The sequence below is a fragment of the Ruegeria sp. BA2 genome, assembly GCF_056539605.1.
In genome coordinates this window covers 115,786-134,337 of the sequence record NZ_JBQFVE010000008.1, presented here as the reverse complement: position 1 = coordinate 134,337, position 18,552 = coordinate 115,786, and the positions used below count along the sequence as shown (strand labels likewise).

Annotated in this window: 18 protein-coding genes; 3 read left to right on the top strand and 15 right to left on the bottom strand. The window is 55.3% G+C overall.

Features of this window, described 5'->3' with window-relative positions; genetic code table 11:
* Position 1 precedes the first annotated feature (1 nt).
* Genes ACR0NN_RS17115 through ACR0NN_RS17080 form a run of 8 tightly spaced genes read right to left on the bottom strand, consistent with a single transcriptional unit; the run spans position 2 to position 8,482 of the window.
* Positions 2–886, bottom strand: a complete 885-nt coding sequence (locus ACR0NN_RS17115; protein WP_170724845.1) for an intradiol ring-cleavage dioxygenase — start codon at positions 884–886, stop codon at positions 2–4.
* A 38-nt stretch (positions 887–924) separates the two neighbouring features.
* Positions 925–2,682, bottom strand: coding sequence for an FAD-dependent oxidoreductase (locus ACR0NN_RS17110; RefSeq protein ID WP_170724849.1), 1,758 nt, complete (start codon positions 2,680–2,682; stop codon positions 925–927).
* Position 2,683: 1 nt separating this feature from the next.
* A complete protein-coding gene (locus ACR0NN_RS17105; RefSeq protein ID WP_170724853.1) occupies positions 2,684–3,781 on the bottom strand; it encodes a branched-chain amino acid ABC transporter permease in 1,098 nt (365 codons plus the stop codon).
* Complete coding sequence (locus ACR0NN_RS17100) at positions 3,781–4,644, bottom strand: branched-chain amino acid ABC transporter permease (RefSeq protein ID WP_170724855.1); 864 nt, start codon at positions 4,642–4,644, stop codon at positions 3,781–3,783. Before ACR0NN_RS17100 ends, ACR0NN_RS17105 begins: the two co-directional genes overlap by 1 nt.
* Positions 4,641–5,351, bottom strand: a complete 711-nt coding sequence (locus ACR0NN_RS17095) for a branched-chain amino acid ABC transporter ATP-binding protein (protein ID WP_170686770.1) — start codon at positions 5,349–5,351, stop codon at positions 4,641–4,643. The genes ACR0NN_RS17100 and ACR0NN_RS17095 overlap by 4 nt, the downstream gene beginning before the upstream one ends.
* Positions 5,351–6,070 carry an ABC transporter ATP-binding protein gene (locus ACR0NN_RS17090; RefSeq protein WP_170724861.1) on the bottom strand — a complete coding sequence of 240 codons (720 nt, stop codon included), beginning with the start codon at positions 6,068–6,070 and terminating at the stop codon, positions 5,351–5,353. The genes ACR0NN_RS17095 and ACR0NN_RS17090 overlap by 1 nt, the downstream gene beginning before the upstream one ends.
* Positions 6,071–6,120: 50 nt before the next feature.
* Positions 6,121–7,395 carry an ABC transporter substrate-binding protein gene (locus ACR0NN_RS17085; RefSeq protein WP_170724865.1) on the bottom strand — a complete coding sequence of 425 codons (1,275 nt, stop codon included), beginning with the start codon at positions 7,393–7,395 and terminating at the stop codon, positions 6,121–6,123.
* Positions 7,396–7,420: 25 nt separating this feature from the next.
* Entirely contained in the window at positions 7,421–8,482 is a 1,062-nt protein-coding gene (locus ACR0NN_RS17080) for a maleylacetate reductase (RefSeq protein ID WP_170724866.1), read from the bottom strand.
* A gap of 103 nt (positions 8,483–8,585) precedes the next feature.
* Between ACR0NN_RS17080 and ACR0NN_RS17075 the strand changes: the two genes are divergently transcribed.
* Positions 8,586–9,512: a LysR family transcriptional regulator gene (locus ACR0NN_RS17075; RefSeq protein ID WP_170724869.1), complete on the top strand. Its 927-nt coding sequence runs from the start codon at positions 8,586–8,588 to the stop codon at positions 9,510–9,512.
* A gap of 21 nt (positions 9,513–9,533) precedes the next feature.
* Entirely contained in the window at positions 9,534–9,842 is a 309-nt protein-coding gene (locus tag ACR0NN_RS17070) for an SRPBCC family protein (RefSeq protein WP_170724871.1), read from the top strand.
* A gap of 409 nt (positions 9,843–10,251) precedes the next feature.
* Here ACR0NN_RS17070 and ACR0NN_RS17065 read toward each other — a convergent pair whose 3' ends face one another.
* Both ACR0NN_RS17065 and ACR0NN_RS17060 read right to left on the bottom strand, forming a co-directional pair.
* The gene (locus tag ACR0NN_RS17065; protein ID WP_170724873.1) at positions 10,252–10,998 is read right to left on the bottom strand and encodes a sulfotransferase-like domain-containing protein; all 747 of its coding nucleotides are present in this window, start codon (positions 10,996–10,998) and stop codon (positions 10,252–10,254) included.
* A complete protein-coding gene (locus ACR0NN_RS17060; RefSeq protein ID WP_480685177.1) occupies positions 10,991–11,839 on the bottom strand; it encodes a hypothetical protein in 849 nt (282 codons plus the stop codon). The genes ACR0NN_RS17065 and ACR0NN_RS17060 overlap by 8 nt, the downstream gene beginning before the upstream one ends.
* Positions 11,840–11,878: 39 nt before the next feature.
* Between ACR0NN_RS17060 and ACR0NN_RS17055 the strand changes: the two genes are divergently transcribed.
* Positions 11,879–12,841: a LysR family transcriptional regulator gene (locus ACR0NN_RS17055; protein WP_170724879.1), complete on the top strand. Its 963-nt coding sequence runs from the start codon at positions 11,879–11,881 to the stop codon at positions 12,839–12,841.
* Between the two features lie 25 nt (positions 12,842–12,866).
* On the opposite strand, the gene ACR0NN_RS17050 is transcribed toward ACR0NN_RS17055, so the two are convergent.
* The 5 genes from ACR0NN_RS17050 to ACR0NN_RS17030 form a co-directional block, all read right to left on the bottom strand.
* The gene (locus tag ACR0NN_RS17050; protein WP_170724881.1) at positions 12,867–14,486 is read right to left on the bottom strand and encodes an amidohydrolase family protein; all 1,620 of its coding nucleotides are present in this window, start codon (positions 14,484–14,486) and stop codon (positions 12,867–12,869) included.
* Positions 14,483–15,772 (bottom strand): TRAP transporter large permease, encoded by a 1,290-nt coding sequence (locus tag ACR0NN_RS17045; RefSeq protein WP_170724886.1) that lies wholly within the window; start codon positions 15,770–15,772, stop codon positions 14,483–14,485. Before ACR0NN_RS17045 ends, ACR0NN_RS17050 begins: the two co-directional genes overlap by 4 nt.
* Positions 15,769–16,308 (bottom strand): TRAP transporter small permease, encoded by a 540-nt coding sequence (locus ACR0NN_RS17040; RefSeq protein WP_170724888.1) that lies wholly within the window; start codon positions 16,306–16,308, stop codon positions 15,769–15,771. The genes ACR0NN_RS17045 and ACR0NN_RS17040 overlap by 4 nt, the downstream gene beginning before the upstream one ends.
* A gap of 66 nt (positions 16,309–16,374) precedes the next feature.
* Complete coding sequence (locus tag ACR0NN_RS17035; RefSeq protein WP_170724890.1) at positions 16,375–17,373, bottom strand: TRAP transporter substrate-binding protein; 999 nt, start codon at positions 17,371–17,373, stop codon at positions 16,375–16,377.
* Between the two features lie 118 nt (positions 17,374–17,491).
* Positions 17,492–18,478 (bottom strand): LysR substrate-binding domain-containing protein, encoded by a 987-nt coding sequence (locus ACR0NN_RS17030; protein ID WP_170724893.1) that lies wholly within the window; start codon positions 18,476–18,478, stop codon positions 17,492–17,494.
* Between the last annotated feature and the right edge of the window lie 74 nt (positions 18,479–18,552).

Genomic DNA, 18,552 nt, shown 5'->3' with positions numbered 1-18,552 from the left:
TTCACACCTCTTTGGGTGCTAAGACGAAATCGAACTCGACATCCCAATAGGGACCCTCAAAGCCAACTTCAGCAGAACGTGCCGGGTCATCGACGCGGTTGAATTCGGCAATTAAGCTTTCCTTGACGCCAAAAACGGAATCCGAATGGAGATATTTGTCCTCGGGGTCAAAAATGTGGGTTGTCAGCTCGTCATACCCGTCCTTTGACACAATGTAATGCAAATGGGCTGGGCGAAACGGATGGCGACCCAGCCGCTTCAAGAGGTCCCCTACGGGGCCATCGTCAGGAATCGAATAATGTTTGGGCCTGACGGCGCGAAACCAGTATTTCCCGTCCGGTCCTGTTCTAAAAACACCGCGCAAATTGAAATCGGGTTGGATGCCCTTTTGCTGAACGTCATAGAATCCTTCGTCGTTTGCCTGCCAGACGTCGATTTTGACGCCTTCCAACGGGTTGCCGTCAACGTCGGTTACACGCCCGCGCACAACCATGTCTTCGCCCTTTTGATCGAGGCATATATTGTGCCCCATTGCGTATTCAGGGGCATCGCCGACGTGAAATGGGCCCAACACAGTGTTCTCCGAAGCGCCCGAGGGGCGGCGAGAGTTTACAGCATCCACCAACATCGACACGCCCAGGACGTCAGACAAAAGAATGAACTCTTGCCGCCAGTCGTCGCACATATGACCAATCTTGGTCAGGAACATGATGGCTTCGAACCATTCCTGCTGTGTCGGTTCGATTTCTTTGACCGCTTCATGAAGCTTGCGGGTGATCACTTCCATCACCTCTTTAAGCCGTTCGCTTTCCGCGTTTTTGTTGCGGGCCGCTACCACCTCGGCCGAGTTTTCCTCGGTGAAGTATCCCATCTCATGCGCGTCCATTGTGATCTCCTAACCTGTAAAACCTGATCCGTTTTTTGCTATCGTGAAAGCACTGTGGTCAGAGCGCGACGCAACTCAGCTTCGGCATCTGCGGCCATTTCAGCTGCGCGCCATGCGACGTGTTGATCGGGGCGGACCAGTAAACAGCCGGTATCCGAAATTTCCGACGCCCGTGCCCAGTCTCCCGCATGATCGACATAGGTCTGGCGCGGGCCAATGACGTGGCATCGAATGGGCATCCCCAGTTCCCGAGAAACAGTCTCGGCAGCGGCGACCCACGATTCTCCACCTATGCCGGTCAGAATTGTGAACTCTCCGCGACCGCAAAGATCAAGTGTTGAATACTTGTTACCCGTGTCGTGATCGAACACCCAGACATGTGGAATGCGCGCGCCAGGCCAGGTTGTTGGCTGGTAGTGCAGCTCGGCATCCTGATCAAAACCAGGATTTGCTTGCCCATCTGTTTCAATCGCCCCGGAATCGTAACGCTGGTTCATTTCGACACCGTGGGCGTCAAATTCATATTTCTTAAAGGCTATGGCCTCGCGGATTGCCTGTCGTTGAGCGGCCGCTTCCGGCGTCGATCCGGTTCGCGCCTCAAGGTTGCTTTGCATGACCTGCGGGTCGACCCCTTCGGCCATACCAAGTGCTTCGAAGATCGGTCCGAATTCACCAATCGACTGGTTGGCACGTGTGACGATTTGCTTTGCCACCGGTGCGCGTTCTTCGCTGTAGCTGTCCAGCAAACTCTCTCCGGCATGGCCTTTCAATACGGCCGCCAGCTTCCACGCGAGGTTAAAGCTGTCCTGGATCGACGTGTTCGATCCCAACCCATTGGACGGCGGATGGCGATGCGCGGCGTCACCCATGATGAACACGCGATCCTTTTGCATATGGGTCGCGTACATATTGTTGACGGTCCAGGTGTTGGCGCTGATCAGTTCGATCTCAAGCTCGGGGTCGCCGACAAGTTGACGCGCAACTTGTGTGGCCATCGCCGCGTCCACCTCTGGCGCGGGTTGGTTGATGTCATAGCCCCAGACGATCAGCCATTCGTTCCACGGGCGCACCATGCGGACCAGACCCATGCCGATGCCGCCCACGTTTGCCCCGGGTTGCATCACCCAGTAAAGAACCGATGGGCGATGCGCGACATATTTGCTAAGATCGGCCCGGAACAGAATATTCATAGACCCGCCGACGCCCATCTGTCCTTCGAACGGTAGACTGGCATGCTCGGCGACCAGTGAGTTACCCCCATCCGCACCGACCAGGTATTTCGACCGGATGGTGATTTCTTCACCCGACAAGCGATCCAGGCACGTCGTCGTCACGCCGCCTGCGTCCTGTTCATGGCGCAGGTATTCGGTGCTCATCCGTGCCTGAGTGCCACGGCGGCAAGCAGTGCCGAACAGTATAGGTTCCATGAAGGTCTGCGGTAGATCATTCATCATGGTCGGGCTGGACAACAGGTGTTCGGCCTTGGAAAGCGGGTGATTCCCCCAGCTTTTCATGCGTCCGATTTCCTCACCGGCGAGGCTTTCGCAGAACACATTCTCGCCCATCAGATCCTGATGCGCGGCATGCATATAGGCTTCGGCCTCGACCTCGTGACCAAGGTCGCGCAGCACCTCCATCGTTCGCTGATTGGTGATATGCGCACGCGGCGTGTTGGCCAGCCAGCGATAGCGGTTGATGACCATGTTCTCGACGCCATAGCTGGACAGCAAAGCCGCCGTTGCAGACCCCGCCGGGCCGGTGCCGATGATAAGGACATCCGTTGTGATGGTGGCCATGTTACGCCTCCCTTTGTTTGTCAGATTGAATTGAACGGGTGCCGTCGGCTTGGTTCGTCAGCACCAGGCGACGGCGCACGGGAAATATTTGAAGTCCGGTTTTTTCGGTGATCAGTCCCCAGATGCCGCGCGGGGCGAAAAGCATGACGGCGATCCCGATCAGACCAAGCACCATGAGGTACCAGGAGCCGTAGTCGGCCAGCAGGCTTTGTAGGACAAAGAAGATCAGCACCCCCAGGATCGGGCCTTCGATGGTGCCGATGCCTCCGATCACGACGATGAAGATCACATAGGCCGTCCAGTCGGTGACCGAGAACGCGGCATCCGGTGAAATCCGCAGCTTTTGCACATAGATCAAAGCGCCGGTCAGCCCGGTTCCTGCGGCCGAGACCAGGTAGACCAGCCACTTCATCCGCACCGCATCGACGCCAACGGATTTGGCTGCCTCGACATTGTCGCGGACGGCAGCCAGCGCCAGCCCGCGTTTGGTTCTGAGTAGCCAGTAGATGCCCGCAATCGTTGCGATCACCAGCGCCAAGGCCAGCCAGTAGGTCAGGATATCGCGCGCTGCAGCTCCGCGCACATCAAACGTGGTCTGGATCCAGTCGGTCGCCCACATTTCGCGCGTTGCTGTGCGCGGCAGAGAAGTTCCGGTGCCGCCGCCGAGCACTTTCCATTGGGCCACCAGCAGGCGCATGACCTCGGCGATAACCCATGTTCCGATGGCGAAATAGGCCCCTTGCAGGCGGAAGGCGAAGAAGGCTGTAGGTATGGCTACGATCAGGGCTGCAATACCGCCCAGAAGGATCGCTGGAACCGGGTCCATACCCCACAGGATGACACCGCCGAACATGGCGTAAGCGCCCATGCCCACGAAGGCTTGCTGGCCGACGGACACAAGGCCACCATACCCTGCTAGCAAGTTCCAGAATTGCGCTAGTACGAGCATGGTGAAGATGAAGAACAGGTCTTGAATCAACCCTCTGCTGGCAAATGTCGGCAGCAGGATGAACAGGATGATCAGAGCGATACAGACGGCTCCGGCACTATAGGACGCGCGGGTCTGCGTTTGGACGCGGTAAATTGAGGTATCAGCCATCAGTCCACCGCCCTTGGAAACAGGCCTCTGGGTTTGATCAGAAGCACGATGAGAAACGCCAAGTGACCGGCCAGAATTTGCCATTCGGGGTTGATTGCCGCACCAACGGTCTGTGCGACCCCAATGATGATGCCACCGATCAAGGTGCCCCAAAGGCTGCCGAGACCACCGATGATCACGGCCTCAAATGCGTAGATCAAGCGTGCCGGGCCGATATTGGGGTCAAAATTCGCCCGCATACCCAGATAAAGGGCCGCCAGTGTAACCACCAACATTGCGATGGCCGTCGCGGTGGCAAAAATACGTTCGGGGCGGATGCCCATCAGACCCGCTGTCACCGTATCATCCGAGGTCGCGCGGAACGCCCGACCCAACTCTGTGCCATAGAAGAGCTGGTTCAGACCGATGATGACAAGGATCGCTGAGGCGAAGGTCAACAGCGGCAGAACACCGAGGTTCAGCCCGCCCATCTGCACCGAAGCCGTCGCGATCTCAACCGCGGGCAAGCGTTGGCTGTCGGCCGAGAACCCTTCGAGCAATGCGTTCTGCAAAACGACCGACAGACCGAATGTCACAAGCAAGGGCGACAGGATATCTGGCCCCAGCACGCGGTTCAGCACATGTCTCTGCAAAGCCCAACCCACGCAAAACATAATCGGTGCGGCAATGATTGCTGCCAGAAACGGCGAGAGTCCGAGCAGCGAGACCAGCAAAAGGATCAGATAGGCGGCAAATACGATTAGATCGCCATGAGCCAGATTGACCAATCGCATGATCCCGAACACAAGGCTCAGGCCTGCGGCGAACAGTGCGTAGAGCCCGCCCAACAGAACGCCCTGAATGATGGTGTCGATCCAGATCATGCGGCGGCTCCTCCGAAATAGGCATCGTGAATGGCCTCGCGGCTGAGCGTATCTGCGGTGCCTTCCAGCGTGACGCGACCCTCCATCATGCAGTAGACGCGATCGGCGACTTTCATCGCCTGGCCAATGTCCTGCTCCACCACGATCAGGCTGGCTCCGGCTTCCTGAATGCGGGGGACGGCATCGTAGATGTCTTTGATGACCACCGGCGCGAGGCCAAGACTGATCTCGTCACAGAGCAGAGCACGGGGGTTGCTCATCAGCGCGCGACCGATTGCAACCATCTGCTGTTGCCCGCCAGACAGGGCGGTACCGGGATGGTTCCGGCGCTCTTTCAGAATCGGGAACAGCTCGTAGATTGTTTGCAAAGACCAATGGCCAGATACCTTGCGGCCATAGGTGCCGATCAGCAAGTTTTCCTCGACGCTTAGGGAAGGAAACAGCCGGCGCCCCTCGGGCACCATGGCCACTCCGCGCGCCATGATTTCATCCGCTGCAAGGTTTCCGATGGGTTGGCCATCAAATCGCACCTGGTCGGGCCCGTTGGTCAGAACACCTGAAATCGAGCGCATGAGGGTCGATTTTCCGGCCCCGTTTGCACCGATGATGGCGACGGTTTCACCTTCGTCCAGATGGATATCCACGCCGAACAGGGCTTGGAAATCTCCGTAGTGCGCGGTCAGCCCTTGGGTCTCTAGCAGGTTCATCAGACTTCGATCCCCAGATAGATTTCTTTGACTTCCCGGCTGTTCATGATCTCGTCCGGATCACCGAGACCGATGACTTTGCCGAAATCTAGAACCAGCAGCCGTTCAACGACCGAGGTGAGCGCATGCAGGACGTGTTCGATCCAGATGATCGTGACGCCGCTACTGTGCAGTCCCTTGATCGTGTTGATTAGCGCTGTGCATTCCGCGTCGGTTAGACCCCCGGCAATCTCGTCCAAAAGCAACAGTTTTGGATTGGTTGCCATCGCGCGGGCCAACTCCAGTCGTTTGCGTTGCAATAGCCGCAATCCTCCGGCCGTGTGGTTGGCCACATCCAACAACTCCGTTTGCTCGAGAATACTGGCGCAGTCCTGTTCGACCTCGTGTTCGGATTTGCTCTGCCCGTGCGTCGCGGCCACCAGCAAGTTTTCGAACACCGTCAGATGATCAAACGGCTGAGGGATCTGGAACGAACGTCCTATGCCCGACAAGCAGCGCTGCATGGGCGGCACGCGCGTCACATCATCTCCATCGAAATGGATTGACCCTGCATCAGAGGTCAAATTACCCGTTATCAGGTTGAACAGCGTCGACTTCCCGGCGCCATTGGGTCCGATAATCCCAAGGGCCTGCCCCTGCGCGACGTCAAAGCTGACATCGTTGGTAACGGTTAGAGCACCAAAGCTCTTGGAGACATTTTTGAGCGAAAGAATGGTCATGCCGGTATTCCTATCCCGGACTGCAGTCCGGGACGTTGGTTTCGTTGCAATCAGGAGATTTCTTCCATCACACCCGCGGTCGGGATTTCGGGCGCTGAGGAATTGTCGACGATCACGAGGTCATAGCTGCCGTCGTCGAGAAGCCTCCATTGCCCGCCAACCAAAGGCGTCTTAGCAACGTTCTGCGCAGCGAAGGGCGGCAGGCCCGCGCCATCAAAGGTGATCCGGCCGACAATCGAGTCCAGCTGCGTAGCTGCGATAGCCTCGGCGACCGCATCCCCATCACCCGCGTCATCAACGCGGCCCATGACGTTGGCTGCCATTTCGAACAGCGCGTGCACAAAGCCGATGGGTTGGGTCCACTGGCGGCTTGTGGCGGCCATATACCCCTGCGCCAGGTCAGCCGAACTCGCACCGGTCAGTGATGACGAGAACGGATGCGTTGGCGACCACCACACCTCGGAACTCAGGTTGTTGCCTGCGTTACCCAGGGCCTCCACGGCTTGCGGGAATAGGATGGCTTTGCCGATGCTCGCGGCTTTCGGAGTGAAGCCTTGCTGCTTGGCTTGGCTCCAGAAGGTGGTGAAATCAGGCGGAATGGGAACGCCGGTTACAATTTCAACATTCGCTTGGCGAAATGCGTTGATTTGGGCCGAGAAATCATCGGTCAGGTTCTGATATCGTCCGGGATCTGTCAGGCTATATCCCAGCTCAGACAGAACCGGGGGGAAGCCCACATTCGGATCACCCCAGGCATTGCCATCGCCGTCATTGGGGAACAGTGCGCCGACCTGTTTGTTGGTTTCCAACTGGCTCCACATCGCCGTGAAGACCGAGATCACATCCTCAAGCCCCCAGAAGAAGTGATAGGCGTAATAGAACGGCTCCCAGCTGGCTGGATCGCCGGGGTTGCCCTGTTGGCCGATGAACCACGGTTGCCACGGCGCAACAGTTGAAATGCAGGGCACTTCCTCGGCCTCACAAGTCGAGGCGACCGGGTTTGTGGTTTCCGGAGTCGAGGCGACCAGCATGAGGTCGATCTCATCATCCACGATCAACTCGCCCGCCACGTCTGCTGCCCGGTTCGGGTTCGACTGGCTGTCTTTGACGATGACTTCGAATTTTGCGCCGGCATCGGACGCGGCAAAGTTCTCCAGAATGAACTTGTCGGCCTCCGAGAAAGCGGCCAGAGGACCTGATTGTGGGCTGACATAGCCCAGCTTGATCTTCGCGCCCTGTGCGATAGCAGGCGCAGCGAGCGTGCCGGCGGCCAGCCCGAGGCCGGTTGCGGCGCTGGATTGCAGCAATTTGCGTCGTGTGATCATGTGTCCCTCCCTTGACACGGTGAACTCAAACGCTTGGGGCTGTGCCTGCCCAAGCATTTTGCAATAGCGCCCGCAGTCCGTCAGCCGTGACAGAGCGCGGATTCCAATACGGATTTTTGAGTGCGATTTCGGTGGCCCGATCCAGATCGCTTTCTGAAAGGCCGAGGTCTTTCAAAGCCAGGGGTGCGCCCATGGCTTTGGCAAATTCCCAAAGCGAGTGTCCAGGCTCAGAACCTCCAAGAATGTCCGACACAGGGGCCAGTAACTCGCACACACTTACCGCATTGTAAGCAATGGCATGAGGCAGAACGATCGCGTGGGTTTCTGCATGCGGTAGATTGAAGGACCCGCCTAGCGTATGGCAAAGCTTGTGGTGCAGGGCCATTCCGACCAACCCAAGTACTGTGCCGCAAGCCCATGCACCGCGCTGCGTTTCTTCTCTGGCGTTCAGATCGTTAGGGTTTTCAACAACGGTCGGCAGGCCTTCGGCGAACGCTTTCAGGCCGTCGATCGCCAGTACTGTGGTTTCCTCTGTGCGATCTTTGGCATAGAGCCCTTCGGCCGCGTGCGCCATCGCGTTCAGGGCGCTGGTCACGGTCATTGCGGGCGGCAACGAGGCGACAAGTTCGGGATCGTATAGAATAACGCTAGGCAGAACCTTTGGGTCTGTCAGGGTGGTTTTGATGCCGTCCTTTGTCTGACCCAGGATCGGAGTAGCCTCACTACCGGCATATGTGGTGGGGATAGAAATTTGGGGTAGCCCAGTGCGCAGGGCAATTGCCTTGCCCAATCCGATCGTCGAGCCGCCTCCGATGGCCACGACACTGTCTGCCTGCACTAATTGGGCGTGTTCAACCGCCTCTACGGTGACGTCGACTGGCGTGTGCATTGTGGCGCGGGAAAAAACACCTGATGCGCGATCGCCGATCTTCGTCGCCAGTTCCATCGCCATATCCACCTGTTGTGGTGTGGAAAGAATCAGCGCTTTTGTCGAACTCAGTTCGGACAACTCGGAACAAATGTCGTTTCGCAAACCCGCGCCGAACCGAACTTTCTGACCGTTAATGCTGGTGATGCTGAGACCCATTAAGAGGTTTCCCGACCTGCGCAGAATTGTGAATTTGGTAAACGCTAGCAGGGCACGAACGGGTTCTTGATCGAATTTGGAACTGTCAATATAACCTTGGGTTATGAAATTAGACCCACGACATCTCGAAATCCTCGCGGCCATCGTCGAAGCGGGTGGTTTGACCGAAGGCGCTGTTTTGCTTGGTAAATCTCAGCCCAGTGTCTCGCGCAGCGTGTCCCTGCTGGAAGATCGCGTGGGAGAACCCCTGTTCCTGCCCGCACGGCGACCTCTGCAACCTACCGAACTTGGTCTTTCATTGGCGCGTGAGGGGCAGAGGATTCTGGATGCCGGTCGTCATGCGAGCCGTCTGGTGGACGAATACCGGCAAGGCCTTACCGGCGCGGTGCGGGTGGCGGGCACGCCGATCTTCATGGACGGCGTCATCTCCAGCGTGATTGCAGAATTTCAGGCAGAGCACCCTAACATCCGGATCGATCAATCCTATGGATACCCCGCCGATCTGTTGTCGAAGATTTCCAATGAGACATTGGACGTGGCAATTCTCCCTATTCGTCCGGCCGACGTGTCGGAAGAGTACGAGTTTCGCCAAATCCTTCCTGGGCGAAATGTTATTGCTTGCCGCATAGGGCATCCTTTGGCGCGCAAGAAAGAGGTGAAACTCGATGATATTACCAACTATCCTTGGATCGCCCCGCCCGCGAATAGCCCACTTTTCCGCGACCTGAGAAATACCTTGGATGGAATTGGTGTGCGTGACCTTAAGATAAGCTTTACCGGAGGGTCTCTCAGCGCGGTTGCAAATGTCTTGACCGGCTCAGACTCTTTGACCGTGTTGCCGTTTTCGGTTGTCTTCATGATGCAACGCCAAAACACCCTGACATCTCTTCCCATCAAGATCGGCGACCCAGACCGCCACTTGGGCTGCGTTACGCTTTGCGATCGAGTAATGTCCCCTTCATCGAGCCGGTTCATAAGTTTTGTTGAACAAAAATTTCAGGTCTTGGATCGATTGATTTGCAATGCCTGAGTTGACCACTGATGCAGGTCAATGGTGCTACCCCAAGGTTACTTTACCAACCATCGCATCGCGGTCATAGACGCGCTCGACATCAACGCGAACTGGAAGGTTCTGATCGAGGGTGGCCTGGAGGCATATCAATTTCGAATTGCGCACAAGAAGACTTTTGGACCGCATTTCCCCGACAACCTTCTGACGTACAAGCAATTCGGGCCACACATGCGGGCGGTACTGCCACGCAACGCTATCTCAAAACTCGACGGCACAACCGAAGAGGATTGGAACCTGCGCCGTGACTCCAACATGGTCTACACCGTTCTGCCCAACACCCAATGTTAGTTCAGCAAGATCATTTCATGTGGTTTCACATTGAGCCGATTTCTGAGGTCAAAACACGGTTTCACATGGCGACCATCGTCCCAACTGATGCTCCAACTACTGAAGACATGGATAAACACTGGCAATTGAATCACCGAATATCACTGACAGCGCTTTAAGAAGATTTCGAGATGGGGGAGGGGATCCAAGCAGGTTATGAATCACGCGGCAAACCCACGCATCTGTTTGGCCGATTTGAGGGCGCGCTCAACCGCTATAACCTCGCGGTCGAAGTGATGATCGGGAGTTAGCCTGTTGGCGTTACTTTACAACAACGAACATTCAATCGGCGCGCTAAATCTCGCAGGCTTAGGCTCAAAACGGCCGAACGCTTGTTTAGCAGTGCTATTGGGACACTTTGGTCAGGCTTTCAGTCGAGGGCACGAATACGATGTTTGTAGAGATGATCATAGTGTGGCTTCATCCGGCGATGCACACGGCGTACTCGCTCCGGCGCGTCGTCGACTTCCACATATCGGCGCTTCTGCGGCTTGAGGCCGGTCGATTGCGCCAGGTTGGCGTGGAATGAACCACCATCCCACCAGCTATGCTCGGACGGATCGCCCCCTGCTTCCCAAGTGAGCGCCTCTGGGACAAAGGGGATGGTCACTGCGTCACAGAATGCTTCTATCATGTCGTGAGGGTTTTCCAGCAAATCGTCGCTATCAATCACGGCGGGAGGCGTCCCGTGAAGCACAGCGAGCAAATCGAACAGTGCACGCTGTTCTGGAAAACCGACTTCAAGCTCATCGAAGTCCGGCCACTTGTTGTACATCGACGAAATCGTCTTGGCGGGGTCTCGGATCAAGAATGCATGAGTGAAGTGTGAAAGAAACTCGGCGTCCCACATGTGGTTGATGTAGTGAGGGAAATCCTTGATAAATACTGCTTCCTTTTCCGCCCGGGCTTTGATGTCGGCCCATACGCTTTCCAGAGTTAGGCCGGGCGTGGTGACATCACCTTCCTTAAAGCGTGGCCACATCGGATCCTCGCCCTGATACCAGGCCTCGCCAAACGGCTCATGCAAACAGTTCAGATCACCCCGCTGGCGCATCATCCATTCGAAGGCGGTCGATGTCGAGCGGGGGATGGCCCAAAGTGCAACGATTTTATGCATGTGTTTCGTCTTTCAGAGCGGAGAGCAGGCTACCCTGCTCGGTTTCCGGGGCGAGGCCGAGTGTCTTGAAAATACGCCAGTACAGCGCGGTATCGTGTCCAATGACAGGCGTCCCGAGACGCGCCTCTAGTTCAACCTCATAGTGCACGGGGCGCTGCGCGATCCCGTCGGAACCGCGGCGATAGTTGCTCATGCCATTGATTAGATAGGCATCCACATTGGGAGCTTTGGCTGCAGTAAAATCAAAGCTCTTCCAGATCAGGTCTTCGTCAAAGCACCATATACAGTCGTCCACGGCCTCCTGGCTGTCAAACCAGCCCTGATCAAAGAAGTTGCCTGCCCAGACCACGTCAAAACCGGCCTCTTTCAGAAAGCCAACCGTACCTTTGTACCAGGTGTCCCGGTGATAGCAGGCGTTCAGTGCAACCTTTTCGACATTGCGGTCACGCAGTGCTTCGACCATGGCATAGCCCGCCATGTGGAACGGGGTCTCATATTTATCGCTTAGCATCTCGCAATGCTCTCGAATACCTTCCACACCCAGGCCGCTGGCGTGGACCCAATTCGACCCGACCTGACCGCAGACATCCGCTCCGTTGTTGGCCATACATTCCAAGTATTCTTCCAGCAGGCCAAAGTTCTTTTGGCGTTGATCCAGCCGATGTGCATAGTCCGGAACATGTAGCATACGACCATGCACGCCAACGCTGCGCGGGGCCATGCGCAGGAAATCCGATGGCGCTGCATCGAAGTCATGGGGAGGTGCCGTGAAGCCCACCTGGTGTGCGAAGAGCTTGATCTTCGGGTTCTTCCACTTGGTCGGTTTGTTGTAGGCAGACATATTGGTTCTCTATTAATCGGCATCACATTCGGGGCGAGTATGGGTGGCCCGTTCCACGAAATGCCATTGCTTTTGCTTGTAGGTAGTCATATCAAAAATGATATGAAGAGGCGCCGCTACAAACTTCCCTCAAACAGCGCAATTGTGGCGTTTGAAGCTGCGGCGCGCTTGCAGGGATTTGCGCGAGCGGCCGAGGAGTTGAACACGTCACAACCTGCAATAAGCCGTCATATCCGAAATCTTGAAATTCGCTTTGGTGTGGAGCTGTTTGATCGGCGAGGCCAGCAGGTGGCGCTAACGCAGAAAGGTCGTGATTTTTATGCAGCAGTCGTCCATTCGATGGATTCGCTTCAGGATGCGATTGCGGTATTGTCTACACCCAAAAGAGATATCACATTGGCATGCTCTCACTCGGTATCTCACCTTATATTCATGCCCAGATTTGCGCATTTCAGAAGCGAGCTTGGGAAACACGCGGAGCTGCGTCTTCTAACCGTTGAATACAGTCTTCTAGATACCGCAATTGATAACGGCGCAGACATTGTTTTCGAATACACATCCTCGGCGCCCAAGGTGCCTCACGCAGTGGTTTGTCGTGAGGAAGTTAAACCTGTTGGCACGCCTGAAGTCATCAAATCCGCCAAAAGTGCGTTAATCAACGGGACACCTGCTCCACCGTTGCTCAGGCTAAAAAAGGCAAACTATGGGTGGATGGATTGGCCCGATTGGAGCAAAGTCCATCCTGAATACACCGATTGGCCTAAAGGTGAAGAATTCGACAGCTACGTCTATTTGCTTGAAGCCGCGGTCCAAGGTGCAGGTCTGGCGCTCGGCTGGCGAGGTTTTATTGATCGTTACGTTGCTCGTGGTGAACTCGTTGAGATCGAGGGCAAGTGGCACAGTACCGGAACGTCCATCGTCGCTCGCGCGACGCGCACTGGACAAAATCACCCTGCTCTTTCGACATGCTTGTCGCTCTTGGAAGGCTTAACTGGTGAATGACGCTGGAAGCCACAGAATGCTAGGCTTAACCCGCCTCTCCGAATTCACGTATCACCTGACCCGCGTTTACCGGGGTTCGTTTGCCATCACGCATGGACAATTGTCCGTTGACCAGCACATGGGCAACGCCGGACGCATATCGGCGCGGGTGTCGGGCCGTAGCGTTGCTGGCGATATTGACCTGATCAAAAACACAGATGTCCGCCCTGTTACCCGGCTTCAGGTGTCCGCGATCTTTGAGGCCTAAGCGCCTGGCCGGGATAGAGGTCAGTTTGGCAATGCCTTGTGTCAGGGTAAGCGCCTTTCGGTCACGGACATAATACTGCAGGAAGCGTGCCGCCCATCCGTATCCGGAAAGCGAGCCAACGTGGTCTTTCAAAACGCCCTCGTTGGCAATTGCTACGGTGTCCGAAATCACAGCGCATTCAGGTTGTTCAAGGCACAGTTCCACATCGGAATCGCGGAAAGACTTTGAGGACCACATGCAGGCCATGAGATTTTCACCCTCTTCCAGCAGTATGTCCAAAACAGCGTCATAGGGGTCGCAACCACGCATTCGACCGATCTCGGCAAAGTCAGCCCCGACGAGATCTTTGTTGACGGTTGCATTCAGCAACACGATGTCAGACCATTTCTCGGCCTTGACGATCAGCCACATGGGTTGCGGGTTGGCCTTTATCTTTTCCCGACATTCCGGATCAGCGAGGCGTGCCAGTACATCGTCCAGAGTTCCTGCCTGCGCCCATTTGGGTAGGATGGCCACCATGAGCGTGTGGTTCCAGTCGTGGGGAATGACGTCAAAGGCAATGTCAACGTCCTGCTGTCGGGCCAGTTCGATCATTTCAAGCGTATGGTTCATCGCATGATCAGGTGCGCCGAATTTAGGCTGGATATGGCTGATCTGTAGCTTGCTTCCGGATTTCTGGGCGGTTGTGATTGCTTCTGAAAAACCCAGATCATACTGTGTATCGCGATTGCGCACATGGGTCGCGTAAAGGCGTTTGTACTTTGCCGCGATTTCGCACATCGGTACAAGGTGTTCAGGAGACGCCAGAGAACCGGGAAAGTACTCCAGCCCGGACGAAAAACCACCCGCCCCTTCATCCATGCATTTATCGACAAGTCGCGCCATTTTTGCGATGGCAGCTGCGTCACCTGGGTGAAGCTCATCCCCGAGCACAGCGCGATGAACGGTGCCATGCCCGACAAAGGCCATCACATTTACGCCTAAATCGGTCTTGTCCAAGACATCTAGATAATCGCCGAATCCCAACCAATGGTCGTGTTTGGCATTTGCTGTATACCAGGGGGCCACGCGTCGGATATCACCAGGCGCGTTGACCGGAGCGCAGCTTATGCCGCACTGTCCAATCACTTCGGTTGTCACGCCCTGATGCACCTGACTTTCGGCGCGGCCATCGGCGATGAGGGTAAAGTCGGAATGCGTATGCATGTCGATAAACCCCGGAGCAACGACGAGCCCCGATACGTCAATCACTTCGGCTGCCTCCGACGACTTTAGCGTGCCGGTACGCTCGATTGCGCTGATGGTTTCCTCTTTGATGGCAAGATCACCAACAAACCCATCTGCACCCAATCCGTCGAAGATCGTACCGCCTTGCAGGATCAGGTCGTGCGTGGTCACTTTGCCTCTCCGTAAAGCCAGTTGGGCAGGAATGTTGTCAGTTCTGGGAAGAAGATCAAAACGACCATACCGACAACATAGGCCAGAATGAACGGCAAAACCGCGACCGATATTCGTTCGATTGAAACGCCGGATAGGCGGGCGGCGACTGTCAGATTTGCGCCCAACGGTGGGGTCAGAAAGCCAATCTCACAGGTTATGACCGTAAAGATACCAAACATTACCGGATCGACGCCTAGCGAAGATACCAACGGCAGGAAGACCGCTGTGAACAAAACGATCTGCGCTAGGCTTTCCATAAAAGTGCCAATGAAGATGTAAAAAATCCCGATCAATAACAGCACCAGAAAGACATTTGTGGTCAGCGACGTAATCCCTTCCTGAACCGCCGTGGGTACGTCATAGAAAGCTGTTAACTGTCCAAAGGCCAGAGTCGGCGTCAACAGGATCAGAATACCTGTCAAAAGTGCAGTAAAGCGCAATGCTTCGATTACTTTTTTGACCGTCAGTTCGCGGTATATGAACAACCCGACGAATAGCGCATAGAAGACCGCAACACCTGCTGCTTCGGTCGGAGTGAACGCCCCGCCATAGATACCGCCCAGGATCAATACGGGCGCACCGATAGACCATTTTCCATCCCATGCCGCTTTTAGGAAAGGCCCCCATGAGAACGGTTTGCCGTCACCACCATAACCTCGCTTGCGGGCGATGATGTAGGTGGTGATCATCAATAGCGTCGTGACCAACACACCTGGGATAAGTCCTGCCAGAAACAGGCGCGGGATCGATGTTTCTGACACGAGGCCATAGATAATCAGAAGGTTCGAAGGCGGGATAAGACTGCCCAAAGCTCCTGCACTCGCGGTGATTGAGGCGGCGAAAGGTACATCATATCCTTCCCGTTTCATTGCCGGGACGGTGACGGAGCCAATGGCGGCCGTGGTCGCCGGCCCCGACCCGGACAGAGCAGCAAAAAGCATACAGGCAAACACGGTCACCAAACCCATCGAACCGCGATACGCGCCTACCAAGTTGGTCGCGATGGCGATCATTCGGGTCGCCATTCCGCCTACTTCCATCAGGCGCCCCGCCAAAACAAACAGCGGAATCGTCAACAGGGGAAAGGGTGTCAGACTGCCATAGCCGGTTTGTGCGATCAGCGTATAGGGTATGTCGATCAAAAAAAGGGCCAAAGCTGTGGTCAGCCCCACCGACACAAACAACGGTACGCCCATGATTGTAAGAACGACAAAGGCTACTGCGAGGATCATCAAAGGGCTCATAGGGGGCGCTCCTGATCCCGGGTCGTGGTCTCCCACTCTTCTTCAAGCATTCCCGGTAAACCGTTTCTGCCGTCCTGCCACCAGACCACGTAGGTTTGGAACAGCCGGATCAGCATCAGTGCGTAGCCGATGACAAGGATGGTTTGCGGGTAGAACTGGTTGATGCCCAGACTGGGGCTGGTTTCAGGGAACCGCCAGAAAACATGGAGGTAATCCCAGCTGATCCGGATCATGAAAAGACAAAAGAAGGCCCAGAGAATATCCGCGATGAAAATGACGTATTTTCCCATGGTTTCCGGCAGAGCCTGAACAGCGACCATGATGCGGATATGAAAACGCTCGCGCACGCATAGTGACGCTCCCATATAAACGGCCCAAACCATGCAAATCGCAGCCGTTTCTTCGGTCCAGTGCAGCGCAACTTCGAATATGTAACGGGCGACAACCTGTGCAAACACTGCAACGGCTATGATCGCCAGACATGTGCAGCAAATAAGCTCTTCAAAATGCCGCTCGAGCCATCGTATGCCTGACATCGCATCCTCCCGGTTGTCGAAAAAAGGGCGCCTTGGTTGGCGCCCTCTTCGTATCGTCTTTGTGGATTATTGCGCTGCGGCCTGAATGGCCTCGACTAATGCAACGAATTCCGGTCCGCGCTTTTCAGCGAATTCCTGCTGCACACCCTGAGCTGCGGCGATGAAATCGGTCCGATCTGGATCGGTGCGCGCCATCCCACCTTCGGTTGCCAGCCAGTTGCGAATTTCTTCAGTCTCACTTGCGACTTCTGCTGCGAAAGTTGCGCCCGCATCCTCGGCGGCTGCCAAAATCTGCGCGCGCTGCTCATCACTCAGTTTGTTCATGAACACGTCAGATGCAAAAAGCGGTGCAAAGGCCACGAAGTGTTCAAGGATCACAAGATGCGGCTCAAACTCGAAGAATTTCATATCGCGAATGAAGGAGGTTCCGTTGTCGCCGCCATCCACGGTGCCGGTTTGCAGGGCGGTCGGGGTTTCGGACCAGGCCAAAGGCACAGGGTTTGCGCCAAAGGCTTCAAACGTCGCAATCATAACTTCATTCTTGGGAACCCGGATTTTCAGGCCCTGCATATCAGCCATGGTGTTCACGGGCCGAACCGAGTTGTAGAAATCGCGATACAGCGCCGGGCCGAAAGCCAGCAGATGCACACTGGTATCCGCCTGCAACTGATCTTTCATCATCTGCCCGACATCGCCATTCAGTACGCGGTCAAGATGTTCCTTGTTCTGAAAAATATATGGCAGGACGGTGACATCCATCATTGGCCAGTGCGGCGACACGTTGTTGGCCGTAATGAAAAACCCGTCAACCGTGCCCAATTGCATGGCCTTGAATGCCTCATCCTCGCTAGAGATCTGATTGCAGCACCGCAGCTTGACCTCGATTTCGCCATTGGTGTGTTCGGCAACTTTCTCCTGGAATATAACGCCAAAGCGGCCGTAAAGAGATTCCTCTGGCGCACCAAACCCAACATTCATCGTAATGTCAGCTGCCCACCCGGACGCAGCAGTAAGTGTGAACATCGCTGCTGTTAGCGACAACTTCTTTAAGTTTTTGAACAACATACAGTCCTCCATGCGGTATTTTTTATCTCTCAGACCGGCTTCGGCCTGGGTAATTATACCTGGGAACTCTAGCCACTCGCCTATAACCCACAAAACAGTCTTTTCCCGGACTATTGATTTATTTTTTAGCGGATACCTCCTCGACAATCTCATCTGCAGTCAGCAGATGATCAAATCCACCTTCTTCGGCAATTTCACGACAGGTCTTTAGGACGTTTTTCACAAGCGACGATCGCTTACCCGAACTTGTATACGCAACGCCGTAATGCGGCGCGTCGTGTTTGCCCCTGATGGGCTTGGCAACATAGCCGTTCTGGCCCTTTCGGTCCAATGGCCCGCAAATGTTAAGCAAAGCGTATCCAAGGTTCGCACCGACAAGACCACGCAGCACGGATGAACTTTTGGTGGTATGCGCGACGTTTGGAAACAACCCTTCGGCTGCGAACAGGTTTTCAAAGTAACTGGGCGCGCCCGGCAAATCGAGCAGGATCATCGGCAAGTCAGCCAAATCGGAAAGCGCAATTTCCTTGTGATGCAGCAAAGGCGAGACATCGGGTATCAAGGCAATCGGCTTGGCTTCGAACATTGGCAGAAAAGGCTGCGCCTTTGGGGCAGCACGTCGATACGTCAGAGCCAAATCGACAACGCCTGCATTCAGGAGTTTTGCGATCGAGACCATGTCGCCTTCTTTGATCTCGACGCGGATATGCGGGTAATCTTGTGAAATCCGCTTTAGGATTGGCGGCAATACATAAGGGGCGGTTGGCGCATAGCACCCAAGTCTTAGCGTTCCGGCCGGATCGCCCGTCAAGGTCAGAAGATCTGCCTCGAATATACGAGCTTGTTCGAGAAAATCGCGAATGCGTGCTCCGACCTCCAAGCCCTTGTCCGTCGGTACAATCCCTTTTGCTGGCATCCGCCGCAGTAATTCTGCACCGGTTGTTTCTTCGATTATGTCGATGGCTGCCGTTATTGAAGATTGAGAAATATTAACTTCGGCTGATGCCTTTGCAATCGAACCTGTTCGAAGGGCAGCGTCAAAGTACGTCAGTTGCTTGATTGAGAAACGCACGTCATAACCATCATTTTTTACCAGATAGTCCAACAGTAATACTATTTTTCACAGCTTCCAAGCTTAGGTAGCTGTGAAAGAAATCCACAGGTTTAAAATGGCTAAAA

Coding starts and splice junctions, on each gene's coding strand:
- ACR0NN_RS17115 (WP_170724845.1), bottom strand. CDS start 886: ATGGACGCGCATGAGATGGGATACTTCACCGAGGAAAACTCGGCCGAG.
- ACR0NN_RS17110 (WP_170724849.1), bottom strand. CDS start 2,682: ATGGCCACCATCACAACGGATGTCCTTATCATCGGCACCGGCCCGGCG.
- ACR0NN_RS17105 (WP_170724853.1), bottom strand. CDS start 3,781: ATGGCTGATACCTCAATTTACCGCGTCCAAACGCAGACCCGCGCGTCC.
- ACR0NN_RS17100 (WP_170724855.1), bottom strand. CDS start 4,644: ATGATCTGGATCGACACCATCATTCAGGGCGTTCTGTTGGGCGGGCTC.
- ACR0NN_RS17095 (WP_170686770.1), bottom strand. CDS start 5,351: ATGAACCTGCTAGAGACCCAAGGGCTGACCGCGCACTACGGAGATTTC.
- ACR0NN_RS17090 (WP_170724861.1), bottom strand. CDS start 6,070: ATGACCATTCTTTCGCTCAAAAATGTCTCCAAGAGCTTTGGTGCTCTA.
- ACR0NN_RS17085 (WP_170724865.1), bottom strand. CDS start 7,395: ATGATCACACGACGCAAATTGCTGCAATCCAGCGCCGCAACCGGCCTC.
- ACR0NN_RS17080 (WP_170724866.1), bottom strand. CDS start 8,482: ATGGGTCTCAGCATCACCAGCATTAACGGTCAGAAAGTTCGGTTCGGC.
- ACR0NN_RS17075 (WP_170724869.1), top strand. CDS start 8,586: ATGAAATTAGACCCACGACATCTCGAAATCCTCGCGGCCATCGTCGAA.
- ACR0NN_RS17070 (WP_170724871.1), top strand. CDS start 9,534: ATGGTGCTACCCCAAGGTTACTTTACCAACCATCGCATCGCGGTCATA.
- ACR0NN_RS17065 (WP_170724873.1), bottom strand. CDS start 10,998: ATGCATAAAATCGTTGCACTTTGGGCCATCCCCCGCTCGACATCGACC.
- ACR0NN_RS17060 (WP_480685177.1), bottom strand. CDS start 11,839: ATGTCTGCCTACAACAAACCGACCAAGTGGAAGAACCCGAAGATCAAG.
- ACR0NN_RS17055 (WP_170724879.1), top strand. CDS start 11,879: ATGGGTGGCCCGTTCCACGAAATGCCATTGCTTTTGCTTGTAGGTAGT.
- ACR0NN_RS17045 (WP_170724886.1), bottom strand. CDS start 15,772: ATGAGCCCTTTGATGATCCTCGCAGTAGCCTTTGTCGTTCTTACAATC.
- ACR0NN_RS17040 (WP_170724888.1), bottom strand. CDS start 16,308: ATGTCAGGCATACGATGGCTCGAGCGGCATTTTGAAGAGCTTATTTGC.
- ACR0NN_RS17035 (WP_170724890.1), bottom strand. CDS start 17,373: ATGTTGTTCAAAAACTTAAAGAAGTTGTCGCTAACAGCAGCGATGTTC.